Below are 15,441 nucleotides of genomic sequence, written 5' to 3' on the forward strand. Positions count from 1 at the left end.
GAATACCACTTTTTTTATCAAATCTTTTATAGTAAAAACCCATTCTCAGCTTTGGCTGGTTCAGGGATATTATCATCCTTAATCATTTCCCTTAGATCAATTTCTATAGTTCTGGAGATGGCGGTGATGGGAACATCATTATAAGTTCCCTCAAATGGATTTTCTGAATAATCACCAATTTTTTCCATTAGGAAAAACACCCATATCACAAGAGCTGACAATAATGGAGAAATCCAATACATCCATTCCGCCATATTTTTAAAGATGTCCAACATCCCAAAAGGCACTAAAAATGCAAAAACAAAGGTAAGCCAAAGAGCAGTGGAAGCATATTGCCTTGGAAATGGAAATGTTTTTATTCTTTCTGATTTACCTTGACCATTATAAAATTCACTAAGCAAATGATGAAATTCCATATGACGAAAATCCTCAAAATGGTTTTGATTTCTTAACTCCTGAAGCCTCTCGGATTGCTTTCTCATGATTTGGGTTGCCACATTAGTACTCTAACTATAAGTAGCCAATTCTTCTTGAGAAATAAATTTTAAAAGTTCAGCATCCAATTTATGAATGTAGGCATCACAAACTGTGGCACTAAAAAGCTTATTTAACCTCATACCTTTATGCTCCCATTCCTTGCTTAACCTTAATTGATACCGCAGAGCAGTTAGCCAAGCAAGATGTCGATAGATTAATTCTTTTTTAATTTCATCTGAATTAACTCCACTCACAAAACTGCAAACCGCTGCTCCAAATGATCTACTATTATTTACAATCTCACCCCAAATTTTTCTTGCTTCCCATGTTCGATCATATGAACTATTGTTTTTAAAACCTAAGTAAAATGCCACTGCAATACCAATAACACTTAAGGGTTGCCAAGGCAAATTAAAACTCAAATCAAAAATATAAGCTAAAAATGAGATGATAAATGCATACACTAAACCCCATAAAAAAGGCTTTCCTGACCATTTGAAAGTCATCCAAAAGCCATAATTTCTATTTACATACATGTGAAGATCATTTTGATTATATACTATTATAAACTTAGAAATAATTTTTAATAAATACACTTTCAGCATTAAATCCTTTAAAGTACTATGATGAGCATATTTTTCTATGGTAAACATTGAAGCCAGATATTGATTAATACTATATATAATTTTAATAACTTCAGATTATGAAATAATACAATAGACTTATGCCTAAATTTCATTTAATACTGATTCTTATATTTTCCTCATTTTCATTATCCGGGCAAATACTACATTATGAGAATTTTGCCGTAATTCTGGATACAACAAAGCATGTGAAAGGAAATATTGTCCCTAGCTTTCAATTTCAAAACCTAAAGGAGGATTTGATAAAATTTGAGAATACTGCGGATTTTTCACTTCTATTCGAGAAAAATGCCATGACTATTGCCAATAAAGTAGAGCTTTCCCGATTTGGGGATGAGACATTCGAAAGCGGTGGATATTTATACATTGAATACAGAAGAATACAAGACACCCTACCTTTCGCACTTGAACCTTATTTTCAGGCTCATTGGAATGAAGTCAGAGGGTTAGATAGAAAATATGCAGCTGGATTTAACCTTCGGTGGAGAGTTTTATACAAAAAGAATTCCGGGATTTTTGCTGGAATTGGGCCTTTCTATGAATTTGAAAGATGGGATTACAGAGGAGTACCAGATTCGGAAACAATTCCAAACCCTGCCAATCCAATCACCAATGAGTTGGTCAGATTAGGGAGTTACATCAGCTACAAACAAAGACTGGCTGATAAGTTTTTGTTGGATTTCAGTATTTACTATCAAGATGATATCCAAAGTTTATTTGATACTCCAAGAGCAGGGAGTAGCTCTAGGATAACATACAAACTGACCCAGTATTTAGGGTTGACCTTACTTTACCAAAACATGTATGATCCAAGCCCTGTTGTACCAATTGATGAATTATATCACAATGTAACTTTCAGCTTTAGCATAAATATCTAAAATAGCCAAAGGCTGCTTAATTTAACCACACAGTAACACAGAGAATATCTCAAAGGACACTGAGGAGAAGTCCTATTTAAACTGAACCAATATTTGCTTATCAACAGGCATTGAAACAATTCTTAATTATAAATAAAAAATCAGTTCTCTTCGTGCAACTCAGTGTAAAAACTCAGTGAACATTGTGGTTAAAAAAAGGTGGTTTAATATCAGTAAACTATGCCGAAGACCTGATACAATTCTTGGTCTTTTCCTCTAATTTCAGAGATCACTCTTAATCCGTTTTCTGTTTCTTCAATTTTTACTAATCCGTAATTTAAACTATTTACAATATTTCCAATTCTGTGCTGGTTAATTTCCTTTGGTTCTTCTTTCCATGTATGTGTTAAACCACTGGAAGTAACATCAATTAATGGATACTTAATACCCTCCAATTTAATCCTTGAAATTTCAGCTATATGCCTATCTCCACTTAAAAGCAAAGCAGCACTTGGTTGCTTTTCTTGAACCAAATCAAAAAGCTTTTGACGTTCTTGAGGGAAATTAGCCCATTTTTCATAGGCATGTTCCTCAGAAATAAATTGAATACCACTAGCAATTATATATAAAGAAACCTCATCATCTGAAAGCTCATTATTTAACCAATTCCACTGTTTTTCTCCTAAGATAGTGCCCTCTTCATTTTTTTTATATACTCTATTAATTCGCTCTAAATCATCTCTGTGATACCTTGCGTCTAACAATATCACTCTGATAGTATGCGATTTCCACTTTAAATCATAAGATGAATAAACCCCTTCTCTTTCTCTTCTAGAATCTTCCTCAGAAACATCAAAAAAATCTAAAAACAGTTGCTGACTTTCTTCTTTATATTCATATTCCTTTCCAGCATCATTTCTTCCATAATCGTGATCATCCCAAACGCCTATTACGGGCATTGCCTTTCTTAATTTTTTATAGTCTTCTTGATTTTTTTGGAATTCATACTTTTCTTCCAATACTTTCATATCATCCGTGTCACCATAGATATTGTCACCCAAAAACATAAATAAATCTGGATTATGATTCATGATGGGTTGCCATAATGGTTGATCCGAATTTTGACGATTGCAAGATCCAAAAGCTAATGTTAAAGTCTTTTTATTTTCAATCTCAAATGTTTGATCTTGTGCAAAAAGGGAAGAAAAGGTTAATGAAACGATTAATGACAGAAGTATTAGTTTTCGCATTTTATAGTGGGTTAGATTTTCTATTACGATGCTAATTTATGGGAATTATGAGGTAATACCTTTATGTAAAGGTTAACTTTAAAATAATTCTTTGAGAAATAATCTTTTTAAGAAGTAGAAAAAAGATTCTAACAGCAATGTGTTAATAATACTGAGAAGAGGAACCTAAGGAGCCACAATTTTGAATAACATATTAATTCTCTCAGAATCATAGAGATTAAGTGCTTGCTGTAATCTTCTAGATGCCAATTTGTAATCCTTATTATGCATTGCTATCAAGCCCTGATTGAAATATTGCAGTGCGCTTAATTCTCTTAAGCTTATTTCCTTATATATTGTTTTAGAATTTGGTTGTCCATAAACTGAGGAGCCTAAAGACTCATTTTGATTTAATTGAGCAGAATTAAGCTTGGGCAGAAAATCTGCTTTAAATTCTTTAATCTCTTCTGAATCTGAAACAAGTCCATTTCTAGGATCAGTAGTTTCAAAAATAACCTCTTTACCATTCGCTTCAGCTATAATAAAAACATGATAATCAGTTTCAATTATGCTGTGCTCTATATCAAAATATTTAAGTAAAACTGAATAAGTTATACTTGCCGAAACACAATCATAGCTTCCGTCTTCCATTAAATTCGTGAAGGTTGTGCCTTTATTATATTCCTTTAAAAGTTTTTGGTGGGTTTTGTAAAAAAGATATTCCAGAAAATACTCTGCATCTGCATTAGACTTCCTTTCGAGTTTTCTTACTAATCTGTTCCATTGATTATGCTTCTCAAAATTTTCAACAGAAGATATAAAAGCAATATCGTCCAATAATTCTTCATTCTTTGGATTGAAATTTTGAGCATTCAATGAGCTATTAAAGCACAATAATGTTGCAAGCATTCCAAATAGAATAGCAGAAAAATAGTTTCGATATAGTTTTTTGATAGATTCCAATATTAACGAATTGTTAACAAATAACGATTTATCATTATATAAAGTTAACAATTAATTAATAAAAATAATAAAAAGGTAATATAAAAGATGAAATTCAATTATTTTAAGGTGCTGGCTGCTAGACTAATAGCCTGATATTCTATAATTCATCTACATTATTAAGGTAATAATCTGCTTGTGTTAACAAATCTTCCTTTTCATCATTAGATTTTTTATCCCAGGTTCGATACATCAAGGAAATACGCTGGTTTTTCTCTAGTTTATCTCGATGGGTGTTATAGAAATTCCAGTACAGACTGTTAAAAGGACATGCTTTTTCACCTACTTTCTTTTTATGGTCATAATAACAATTAGAGCAGTAATTACTCATTTTATGCATATAATTTGCACTTGAGAGATAAGGCTTAGAACCCACAATACCCCCATCTGCAAACTGACTCATGCCACGTGTATTCGTGATTTCCACCCACTCAATTGCATCTATATAAATTCCTAAATACCATTTATCCACTTCATCGGGATCGGTCATATTTAATAATGCAAAATTCCCAGTTACCATCAATCGCTGAATATGGTGTGCATAAGCGTCTGATAAAGATTGTTTAATGGATTTCTCCATGCATTTCATTTTGGTTTTGCCTGTCCAATAAAAATCGGGGAGTTTTCTGCTGTGCTCAAAATAATTTTTCTTCGAATACTCAGGCATTTTAGCCCAGTAAATTCCTCGCATATACTCTCGCCAACCAATTACTTGCCTGATGTAACCTTCTACCTGCGCAATATTGATATTATCTGAATTCTCCTCCCAAGCCTCAATTACTTTTTCTACCAATTCTTTAGGCATAATCAGTTTGGAATTCAAGGCAAATGAAATTCTGGAATGGAACAGAAATTTTTCTTCTGTATGCATCGAATCTTGATAGGTCCCGAAATATGGTAACAACTCTCGGCAAAAATAGCGGGCAAACTGTAAAGCTTGCTTTCTATCTATAGGCCAGTGAAAGTTTTCATCATCAATGCTTCCTATAGTCTTAATCCCAGCCTTTTCAATATCTTTTACAACCTCTGAAACATCAGTTTTATAACTATAAGCGGGTGTAATAGGAACTTCTCCTTTATATTTATTTCTATTTTCATGATCGAAATTCCACTTCCCTCCAACTGGTTCTTTCCCTTCCATGAGAATATCATGATCTCTTCTCATTTTTCGATAGAAGTTTTCCATCAAAAACTGCTTTTTACCTTTAAAAAATTCAGCTATATCGTTCCTTTTGGTGAGAAAATGTTCTGTATCAACTGCATTCGTGGAAATAGATAATTCCTTACAAAGTTTCTTTATCTGCTCATCTAATCTATATTCATCAGGCAATAAATATTCAAAGTGCTCAACCCCATGTTTTTCTATGAGTTTTTTGATGTTTTCTGATAAAGACTGCTCATTATCAGCATCATTAATTTTTAAATAAATAAAGTCATGTCCTTTACTTTTCATTTCATTTGAAAAGGCTCTCATAGCAGAAAAAAAGGCTACTACTTTTTGAATATGGTGAGTCACATAATCAGTTTCCTGACGCATTTCCATCATCACATAAACCACATTATCTTCCGCTTCTGCAAACCACGAATGTCTTTCATTTAGTTGATCACCTAAAACAAGTCTTAAGGTCTTTTTCATAATTCAAATTTGAATATCAACCCCGATAGTTAACAATTGTTAATAAATGATGACCAGTAATTGCATTAAAGAAAGATTAATGCCATTAATCCTAAAAAAATAATTGAATACCACACCTTATTCTTTAACTGTCGTTAATAATTTATAAATTTACAGTAGTATAAAATCAAGATTAAAATTATGAAAAAGCTATTAATCGTCTTAGGCAGTATTATTGCACTTTTTGTCCTGACTATCGTTTTGGTCCCTATCCTTTTTAAAGACAGAATTATTTCTGCCGTACAGACGGAAATCGATAAATCCATAAATGCAAAAGTAAATTTCGAACCCTCTAAAATAAGAATTTCATTACTTTCGGATTTTCCAAACTTGACATTAGGTGTCCAGGACTTTTCTATCACAGGAAAGGAAACTTTTGATGGCGACACCCTTTTTGCTGCTAAGGATTTTTCGGTAGAAATGGATATAGTAGCCATTATAAAAGGAGATCCTATTAATATTAAAGGGATTATGTTGGATCAACCACTTATTAATATTTTGGTTTTGGAAGATGGCTCAGCAAATTATGACATCACCTACCCTTCTGAAGAAGAGGAAGAAGAAACCACCTCAGAGGAAGAATTAAAAATTGGAATAGATCATTGGGAAATCAAGAATGGAAGGATTAATTATTTTGATCAAATGAGTGATGTGGCACTTTCACTTATAGATGTAAACCATACAGGGAATGGCGATTTCACCCAATCTGTTTTTGATATGGAAACCAAAACAAGTGCTGAGGATTTTTCATTTGCTTACGGTGGCGATGTTTATGTTGCCCATAAAAGCTTGGAAGCTGATTTGCTTTTGGGAATGGATATGGACAGTATGAAATTCACATTTAAAGATGCAAAGGCAACCTTGAATGAATTTCATTTGAATTTTGATGGCTTTTTTGCCATGCCTACCGATGATTATGAAATGGATATCAACTTTGCAACCACTGATACTCAATTCAAAAACATTCTTTCTTTAGTGCCAGGCATGTATGCCGATGGTTTTGATGATTTGGAAACCCGAGGTGAATTTGATTTCTCAGGATTTATAAAAGGCGTATATAGCGATACTCGTATGCCATCTTTTGCCGTAGATTTAATTGTGAGAGATGCTTTTGTGAAATCACCAGATGTACCTCTTCCAATTGAAAAAATAGCAATGGAAATGCATGCTAAATCTGAATCAGGCGACCTAAAAGATGGATTTCTTGAACTAAAAGATTTTGGTTTGACAATAGATAAAGATAGATTCACAGCGCAAGCGGTAGTCAATAATTTCGATTCTCCAATTTGGGATTTAAGCATGCAAGGAGCATTAAACTTGGATATAATTTCAGAAATTGAACCTTCAGAAGATTTCAAAATAGGCGGTATTATCAATGCTAATATTAATTCAAAAGGATCCTATGCTGATGTAGAGAAAGAAGATTATACCAAGCTAGAAACCACTGGTAATCTTAAAATGCAAAACTTTTCTTATGCTGAAAAAAACGCACCTGATTTTATTATCTCTAATGCGGATATGAATTTCAATCCTGAATCAGTTAACCTAACTACTTTAAAAGGAAATTACGGTAAAAGTGATTTCAGTTTGAATGGAAGCATAAGCAATTATATCGCTTATGCCATTGATGATAGTGCAGTCATTAAAGGGAATATGAGATTAACTTCTACACTTTTGGACATAAATGAAATGATGGGCGTTTCGGAAGATACAGAGGAAACTACTGAAGACACTACCGCAATGGAAGTAGTGGTAATTCCAAAAAACATTGATTTCATTTTTGATGCTACAGCTCAAACTATCAAATACGATAATTTCGAAATGAAAAATGCTGTAGGACAAATAAAAGTAAAAGACGGTATCTTGACACTTGATCCTCTGAAAGTAGATATGCTTGAAGGAAATATTAAAATAACAGGCTTATATAATAGTCAAGATGAGTATGAACCTAAATTTGATTTCCGTTTAGATATTTCGCAATTAAGCATTCCTGCGACTTTTAAAAATGTAGTGACCGTCCAAAAATTTGTACCGATTGCTGAAAAAATGGAAGGGAAATTCAGTACTGACTTCTCAATCAATGGATTATTAACACAAGAAATGATGCCAGATTTTGAGACTGTGCAAGGATCAGGTTTAATCAAAATTATAAATGCTGCAGTAAAAGATTCTAAAGTAATCAATGGAGTTACATCTTTATCTAAATTAGATAATACTGATGAAGTAGTACTTGATGATGTTAGTGTTCAGGCTAAAATTAAAGATGGTAGATTTAGTGTAGACCCCTTTGATGTTAAAATGGGTAAATATAAAGCTACTGTAGATGGAAGTACAGGATTAGCCGGAGATATTGCCTATAATCTAAAATTAAATGTACCAACTGGCAGTATGGGACAAGCAGCCAACACAGCCATTTCTAATTTATTAGGAAGTAAAGTGGAAGCTGTCGGAAGCTCTGTAAATTTAAATTTCAATATAGGTGGTACTTATGATGACCCTAAAGTGAAATTAGGAAAAACTACAACTGAAGGTGGAAGCTCAGTAACTTCCTCTGCAAAAGAACAAGTAAATGATAAGATTAATGAAGAAAAAGAAAAGCTGAAAGCTGAGGTAGAAGATAAAGCACAAGCTGCTAAGGACAGTGCAAAAGCAGAAGCTGAAAGATTGAAGAAGAAAGCTGAAGAAGAAGCCAAAAAGAAAGCAGAGGAAGAAAAAGAAAAAATGAAAGATAAAGCCAAAAACAAATTGAAAGATATGTTTGGAGACGGTGAATGAAGGCTTCATTTCTATTAAATCATAATAAAATAAAAAAATGAAACAACTTCTATATGCAGGAACATGTATGTTCCTGCTTCTTGTTTCTGCCTGTGAAAACTCCAAAAAGACAGAAAATAAAAAAGAAAACAATTTAACGTTTGGAATCAAGGATTCTGTCAGTCTAAATATTCTCGCTGATCCATTACTTTCGGATGTCAGCAAAAATGGAGATAAAATAATATTTCTTGACTGGGCATCTGAAGAATACATTACCATTGATAGAAAAGGGAAAATTTTAGGTAGATTTTCTAAAAATGAAGACCTGCCAGATAATCCTGGGTTTTTATTCCGTTTGCCAGGAATCAGAAATTCCGAAGAAATAGTTTTATATGGAATGAACGGAATCTTTTATTTTGATTTCAATGGTAAATTAATCAGGAAACAGAAAAGTCCGGCCAAGCAATGCGGGAATTATGGCTGGACTAATTGGTCGAAATATAAAGTTTATTGAAGCATATGGAGAAGAATTTTTGTTATTTAACACCTTGAGGGATTTTGATAGCTATCCAGGTGAAAAAGAATATTATGAAAGGTTTAAAGGCATTGAACTGGTGAATATCAAGAAAGATACTTCTTATAATTTAGGCCATATTCCTGATAGCAGTATTTTTAGAAAAGGTAAGGCTTATTATTCATCTGATTACGATCCAGTAGCACACCTTGAAAACAAAAAATTCTATCAAGCTTTTGCAGCTGAGCCAATCCTATACCAATACACTCTTAATTCAGATTTTAGCTTATCACCTGATACAGCAATAAATTTAAATGTTAAAATGCATTTACCCATTGAAGGATTTCCTTTAAATGAATTCAATAAGGGTAGTGTGACATTTCGTGGTGATATCTCCGCCATAAGACAAATTGAAACTTTAGATCAATATATCTTAATTAATTACAGCCCTGGTATTCCAGAAGAGGAATTGGAAGAGGTCAAAGTTGAATATCCTGATGACTTCCAATTAGGTTATAGGAAATTGAGAGAAAAATATTATTCTCAAATTTTAATCCTACATAAAGAAACCCATGAACAATTGGCTAATCTTAAATTCCCAGAAAATGTATCTAAAGAAGGGTTTATAGTAACCAAAGATGGAATATGGTTTCAAAGAAAAGAGAATTTTGAGGAAGAGGAAAATTTTGCAAGGTTTTACTTATATAATTTACTAAAGGATTGATGAACATCACTTCTGTTGAACTTGGGCTCTTTTCATGAATCTTCCTTATTTATGAAATAAGGCTCATCTCTGAGCTGTAGAATTCAAAACATTAACCTATAATTATATAGCAATTATTACATTAGAAAAAGCCATACTTTCCAAACAAAATATTTTAAAATCGTAAGCAGAGAAGAGAGGTGAAATTTCATTGCTTTTGGTAAGGCAAACTGAAATATTTACCTAATTTTAGATTTTTATTTTTCATAGCGTAAAATTATTACAGATTATGCCAACAGCAATTTATAAGGTACCTATTCCGAAAAACGAACCGGTAAATAGTTATGCACCAGGAACTCCTGAAAGAGAATCTTTACAAGCTAAGCTTAAAGAATTAAGAGCACAGGAAGTAGATGTTCCGATGTATATTGGTGCTGAAGAGGTTAGAACAGGGAAAACACTTCCTTTAAACCCTCCTCATGATCATCAACATAAATTAGGACAGTTTCATGAAGGTGATGGTAGTCATGTAGAACAAGCTATTAAAGCTGCATTAGCCGCAAAACAAGAATGGGCTGATTTACATTGGCAACAACGAGCTTCTGTTTTCTTAAAAGCAGCTGATTTAATTGCAGGTCCTTATAGAGATAAAATAAATGCTGCTACCATGTTAGGGCAGTCTAAAAATGCCTATCAAGCGGAAATTGATTCTGCTTGTGAATTAGCAGATTTCCTAAGGTTCAATGTAAAATACATGACCGAAATTTATGAAGAACAGCCATTTTCTCCTGATGGTGTTTGGAATAGAATGGAATACAGACCTTTGGAAGGATTTGTATTTGCCTTAACTCCATTCAACTTTACCGCTATTGCTGGTAACTTACCTTCAAGTGCAGCTTTAATGGGAAATACGGTAGTTTGGAAACCAGCTTATTCTCAAATCTATGCTGCAAATGTAGTGATGGAAATTTTCAAAGAAGCTGGTGTACCTGATGGAGTTATCAACTTAATTTTCGTTGATCTGAACCTACCACTGGTGATATTATCTTCAAGCATCCTGAATTTGCAGGAATACACTTTACAGGAAGTACTGGCGTATTCCAAAATATATGGAAAATGATAGGCGAAAACATTGAAAAATATAAATCATATCCAAGAATAGTAGGTGAAACTGGTGGTAAAGATTTCATCTTAGCACATAAAACGGCAGATCCGAAGCAAGTGGCTACTGCCATCACAAGAGGTGCTTTTGAATTTCAAGGACAAAAATGTTCCGCTGCTTCAAGAGTTTATATAGCCAATAACATTTGGGATAAAGTAAAAGAAAACTTGGTGGCAGACATCAAAGATATCAAAATGGGTGGTCCAGAAGATTTTGAAAATTTCTTCAATGCAGTAATTGATAGAAAGGCATATGATAAAATCAAAGGATATATCGACCAAGCAAAAGAAAGTAATGTTGCTGAAGTAATTGCAGGCGGTGAATGTGATGATTCTAAAGGATATTTCATTCAGCCTACTGTTATCGTTACTAAAGATCCTCAGTATGTAACTATGCAGGAAGAAATCTTCGGACCAGTAGTAACCATTTATGTTTATGAAGCTGAGAATTTCGAAGAAACTTTAACACTAGTGGATGAAACTTCTCCTTATGCATTAACTGGAGCTATCTTCAGTAATGATCGTTACATTATTGAGAGAGCAACCAAACGCTTAAGTCAGGCGGCAGGTAACTTCTATGTAAATGATAAACCAACAGGAGCTGTGGTAAATCAAAATCCATTTGGAGGTGCTAGAAAATCAGGAACAAATGACAAAGCAGGTTCTAAATTGAATTTATTAAGATGGTGTTCGGCAAGAATGGTAAAAGAAACATTCGTAACGCCTACTGATTACAAGTATCCATTCATGGGAGAATAAGAATCTACACATTAGATTTAAAATATAAGACTAAGCCTTCGGAAGTAATTTCGGAGGCTTTTTTAATTCCATTCCTTTTTTCTAATACCAAAATATCCCCTCTTGTCCTCTCCGAAAACCATCTCAAAAATTTAATATTAGCTCTACTAATAGATGTAATATTTGTATTATATTCGCATTAAATTTATAAAATAGTTAAAATTAAACCAATCAACTTATGATGAAAAGACTTATAATCGGGTCTATGTGTTTATTGATGTCTTTTGGCTCAATAGCACAAAAAAAGGAGATCGAATTTACAGAATTCGATTTAGATAATGGAATGCATGTGATCTTGCATCAAGATAATACTACTCCAATTGTGGTCGTTTCCGTAATGTACCATGTAGGATCAAAAAATGAAAATCCTGAAAGAACTGGCTTTGCCCATTTCTTCGAGCATTTATTATTTGAAGGTTCTAAAAACATTGAAAGAGGTGAATTTGATAAATATATCACCAATGCGGGTGGTGTGAACAATGCTAACACCTCTAATGACAGAACATACTACTATGAAGTTTTACCTTCCAACCAGTTGAAATTGGGCTTGTGGCTAGAATCTGAAAGGTTGATGCACGCTCAAATACAAGAAATTGGAGTTGAAACTCAACGAGAAGTAGTAAAGGAGGAGAAAAGACAACGATATGACAACCAGCCATACGGAACGTTCATTCCTGAAATTATGAAACGCGCTTATACTGAACATCCTTACCAATGGACTCCAATAGGTTCACTAGAGCATTTAAACGAAGCTTCATTAGACGAATTCGTTGAGTTCTATGAGACTTTCTACGTTCCTGAAAATGCGACATTATCTATAGCGGGTGATATCGAAATCGAGGAAGCTAAAAAGTTAATCAAAGACTATTTTGGTCCGATTCCTAGAGGAGGAAAAGAAATTCCAAGACCGGATATAGTAGAGCCGAAACAGAAAGAGGAAGTTCGTGACACAATATACGACAATATTCAATTACCTGCTCTTTTTCAAGCATACCATACACCAGCGCAAGGCACTAAAGATTCTTATGCTTTAGAAATGCTAAGCACGGTGCTTTCAGGTGGTCAATCAGCTAGAATGTACAAGTCTCTAGTTGATGAACAGCAAAAAGCATTGCAAATCTCTTCCTTCCCTTTCTCTACTGAAGATCCTGGCTTGTACTTGTTAATTGGAATACCTACTGTTGGTGGCGATTTAAAGGAACTAGAAGCAGGAATTGACGCTGAAATCAAAAAGGTACAAGAAGAACTAATTACAGAAAGAGAGTTTGAAAAAATCAGAAACCAAAAGGAAAATGATTTTATAACTGGAAACAGTAGAATGACCGGTATTGCTGAAAGCTTAGCTAACTACCATGTTTATTATGGAGATGCTAACTTAATTAATAAAGAGATCGATCGATTTATGGATGTTACTAGAGAAGATATTAAGCGAGTAGCAAACGAATATCTTACTGAGGAAAACAGAGTGGTATTATATTATTTACCAAAATCTCAACAAAACCAATAAGTCCTTCACTTAATAATTGAAAAAAGATGATTAAAAAGATATATATAAGTTTCATTTTCGCCCTAGCTGCAAGTGTTGCATTTGCACAGGTTGATAGAACAAAAGCTCCGGAACCAAGTCCAGCAAAGGAAATAAACATAGGTGAACCCACTACTTTCACCTTAAAAAATGGATTGAAAGTATTTGTGGTAGAAAATCACAAATTGCCTAGAGTGGCTTTTTCATTAACATTCGATCGTGATCCAGTTTTAGAAGGAGATAAAGCTGGCTATGTAAGCATGGCAGGTCAGATGTTGATGAAAGGAACTGAAAACCGTACTAAAGCTGAGTTAGATGAAGATATTGATTTCATTGGAGCTAATATTAATACATATTCAACAGGAATGTATGCCACTTCATTAACTAAACATCAAGATAAATTAATTGAATTAATGAAGGATGTTTTATTCAATCCTTCCTTTCCTGAGGAAGAATTAGATAAACTGAAAAAGCAAACCTTATCTGCTTTAGCTGCTTCTAAGGATGATCCGAATGCGATTGCATCTAATGTAAGAGGTAAATTGGTATATGGAGACGAGCATCCTTATGGTGAGTTTGAAACCGAAGAATCAGTAGAGAACATCACTTTAGAAGAAATTAAGAATTATTATAGCAGTTATTTCAGACCGAATATTGGTTATTTGGCAATCGTAGGGGACATCACTCCTAAAGAAGCTAAAAAATTGATCAAAAAGAACTTTTCTGATTGGGAAAAAGGAGAAGTACCAACAGCTGAATATGAGATGCCAACTCCTCCTGAGAAAACTTATGTTGCTTTAGTAGATAGAGAAGCATCAGTTCAATCAGTTGTTAACGTAACTTATCCAGTAAATCTACCAATTGGTAGTGAAGAAGTAATTACCGCAAGAGTTTTAAATCAAATTCTAGGTGGTGGATTTTCATCTAGGTTAATGCAAAATTTAAGAGAAGATAATGCATTCACTTATGGAGCAAGATCTTCTTTAAGCGCTGACAAATTAGTGGGTAGCTTTAATGCAAGTGCTAGCGTTAGAAATGAAGTGACGGATAGTGCTGTGCATGAATTTATGGCTGAATTAATGAAAATCAATGAGGAAGGTGTAACCCAAGATGAACTAGATGCGGCTAAAGCTTCTATTTCAGGAAGCTTTGCCCGTTCATTGGAGAGTCCGCAAACTGTGGCTTCTTTCGCAATTAATACTGCCCGATATAACCTACCTAAGGATTATTATGCAAACTATTTGAAAAATTTAGAAGCGGTTACTTTAGAAGATGTTAAAGCTGCCGCTCAAAAATATATCATGCCTAATAATGCTAATATATTGGTGGTTGGAAAAGGAGAAGATGTAGCTGAGAAACTAGAGCGATTTGGTGAAGTAAAATACATCAATAGAAAAGGTGAAGAATATGATCCAAATGACAAAAGTGCAATGCCAGCTGATTTGACAGCAGAAAAAGTGATGGAGAATTATTTTGAAGCTTTGGGTGGCAAAGATAAAATTGAAGCTGTTAAGTCAATTAAAACAGTTTATAACGCAAGCGTTCAAGGCCAAAACATTAGTATTATTGAAGTGAAAAATAACAGTAATTATAAGCAAGAAGTGGCAATGGGGACTATGGTTATGAGCAAAACCCTAGTGAATGGTGATGATGTGAAAGTATTATCTCAAGGACAAGAAGTTCCATTGCCAGAGGAAGCTAAAAAAGGCTTGAAATTTGGAGCGAAAATATTTCCTGAGTTGCATTATGCAGAAATGGGTGTCACCATTGAACTTAAAAATGTAGAAGAAATAAATGGAAAGCCAGCCTATGGAGTGGCAGTTACGCTACCTTCTGGACAGACTACTACTTCTTACTTTGATGCTGAATCAGGACTTAAGGTGAAATCATCTTCAGCACAAGGTTCAGAGGAAATTAAAAGTTATAAAGAAGTAGATGGAATAATGATTCCTGAAAAAAGAGCTATTTCTCAAGGATTTCAAATGAATGCTGATTTGGAATCTGCTGAAATTAATGTAGAAATTAAAGAAGATACTTTTAACTAAGTATTAACTTTTAAAAGCCCGTAAGACTCTCAAATCTTACGGGTTTTTTTTAGAAAT

9 protein-coding genes and 2 pseudogenes are annotated in these 15,441 nt (G+C 33.7%); 7 read left to right on the forward strand and 4 right to left on the reverse strand.

The genetic code is table 11. The annotated features are described in order from the left end of the window. Window positions 1-26: 26 nt before the first annotated feature. A pseudogene (locus ABWH96_RS18060) lies at window positions 27-1,130 on the reverse strand (bestrophin family protein). Window positions 1,131-1,201: 71 nt separating this feature from the next. Between ABWH96_RS18060 and ABWH96_RS18065 the strand changes: the two are divergent. After that, window positions 1,202-1,999 carry a hypothetical protein gene (locus ABWH96_RS18065; protein ID WP_375578903.1) on the forward strand — a complete coding sequence of 266 codons (798 nt, stop codon included), beginning with the start codon at window positions 1,202-1,204 and terminating at the stop codon, window positions 1,997-1,999. A gap of 209 nt (window positions 2,000-2,208) precedes the next feature. On the opposite strand, the gene ABWH96_RS18070 is transcribed toward ABWH96_RS18065, so the two are convergent. The 3 genes from ABWH96_RS18070 to ABWH96_RS18080 form a co-directional block, all read right to left on the reverse strand. Further along, on the reverse strand, window positions 2,209-3,228 hold the full coding sequence (locus tag ABWH96_RS18070; protein WP_375578904.1) for an alkaline phosphatase D family protein: 1,020 nt from the start codon (window positions 3,226-3,228) through the stop codon (window positions 2,209-2,211). Window positions 3,229-3,393: 165 nt separating this feature from the next. Then, complete coding sequence (locus tag ABWH96_RS18075; protein WP_375578905.1) at window positions 3,394-4,170, reverse strand: hypothetical protein; 777 nt, start codon at window positions 4,168-4,170, stop codon at window positions 3,394-3,396. Between the two features lie 139 nt (window positions 4,171-4,309). After that, complete coding sequence (locus ABWH96_RS18080; protein ID WP_375578906.1) at window positions 4,310-5,845, reverse strand: cryptochrome/photolyase family protein; 1,536 nt, start codon at window positions 5,843-5,845, stop codon at window positions 4,310-4,312. A gap of 180 nt (window positions 5,846-6,025) precedes the next feature. On the opposite strand from ABWH96_RS18080, the gene ABWH96_RS18085 reads away from it, so the two are divergent. The 6 genes and pseudogenes from ABWH96_RS18085 (at window position 6,026) to ABWH96_RS18110 (ending at window position 15,384) form a co-directional block, all read left to right on the forward strand. After that, window positions 6,026-8,659, forward strand: coding sequence for an AsmA-like C-terminal region-containing protein (locus tag ABWH96_RS18085; RefSeq protein WP_375578907.1), 2,634 nt, complete (start codon window positions 6,026-6,028; stop codon window positions 8,657-8,659). Between the two features lie 37 nt (window positions 8,660-8,696). Next, window positions 8,697-9,152, forward strand: coding sequence for a hypothetical protein (locus tag ABWH96_RS18090; protein ID WP_375578908.1), 456 nt, complete (start codon window positions 8,697-8,699; stop codon window positions 9,150-9,152). Further along, window positions 9,115-9,876: a hypothetical protein gene (locus ABWH96_RS18095; protein WP_375578909.1), complete on the forward strand. Its 762-nt coding sequence runs from the start codon at window positions 9,115-9,117 to the stop codon at window positions 9,874-9,876. The genes ABWH96_RS18090 and ABWH96_RS18095 overlap by 38 nt, the downstream gene beginning before the upstream one ends. A gap of 268 nt (window positions 9,877-10,144) precedes the next feature. Continuing rightward, window positions 10,145-11,775 (forward strand): annotated as a pseudogene (gene pruA / locus ABWH96_RS18100) (L-glutamate gamma-semialdehyde dehydrogenase). A gap of 217 nt (window positions 11,776-11,992) precedes the next feature. Beyond that, on the forward strand, window positions 11,993-13,321 hold the full coding sequence (locus ABWH96_RS18105) for a M16 family metallopeptidase (RefSeq protein ID WP_375578910.1): 1,329 nt from the start codon (window positions 11,993-11,995) through the stop codon (window positions 13,319-13,321). Window positions 13,322-13,347: 26 nt separating this feature from the next. After that, on the forward strand, window positions 13,348-15,384 hold the full coding sequence (locus ABWH96_RS18110) for a M16 family metallopeptidase (protein ID WP_375578911.1): 2,037 nt from the start codon (window positions 13,348-13,350) through the stop codon (window positions 15,382-15,384). The last annotated feature ends 57 nt before the right edge of the window (window positions 15,385-15,441 follow it).

This window comes from Marivirga tractuosa, assembly GCF_042140215.1.
GTDB lineage: Bacteria > Bacteroidota > Bacteroidia > Cytophagales > Cyclobacteriaceae > Marivirga > Marivirga tractuosa_A.

What these genes read in the sequence shown, in the direction of transcription:
- ABWH96_RS18065 (WP_375578903.1), top strand. Translation starts at nt 1,202, where the DNA reads ATGCCTAAATTTCATTTAATACTGATTCTTATATTTTCCTCATTTTCA.
- ABWH96_RS18095 (WP_375578909.1), top strand. Translation starts at nt 9,115, where the DNA reads ATGGCTGGACTAATTGGTCGAAATATAAAGTTTATTGAAGCATATGGA.
- ABWH96_RS18090 (WP_375578908.1), top strand. Translation starts at nt 8,697, where the DNA reads ATGAAACAACTTCTATATGCAGGAACATGTATGTTCCTGCTTCTTGTT.
- ABWH96_RS18080 (WP_375578906.1), bottom strand. Translation starts at nt 5,845, where the DNA reads ATGAAAAAGACCTTAAGACTTGTTTTAGGTGATCAACTAAATGAAAGA.
- ABWH96_RS18105 (WP_375578910.1), top strand. Translation starts at nt 11,993, where the DNA reads ATGATGAAAAGACTTATAATCGGGTCTATGTGTTTATTGATGTCTTTT.
- ABWH96_RS18085 (WP_375578907.1), top strand. Translation starts at nt 6,026, where the DNA reads ATGAAAAAGCTATTAATCGTCTTAGGCAGTATTATTGCACTTTTTGTC.
- ABWH96_RS18070 (WP_375578904.1), bottom strand. Translation starts at nt 3,228, where the DNA reads ATGCGAAAACTAATACTTCTGTCATTAATCGTTTCATTAACCTTTTCT.
- ABWH96_RS18110 (WP_375578911.1), top strand. Translation starts at nt 13,348, where the DNA reads ATGATTAAAAAGATATATATAAGTTTCATTTTCGCCCTAGCTGCAAGT.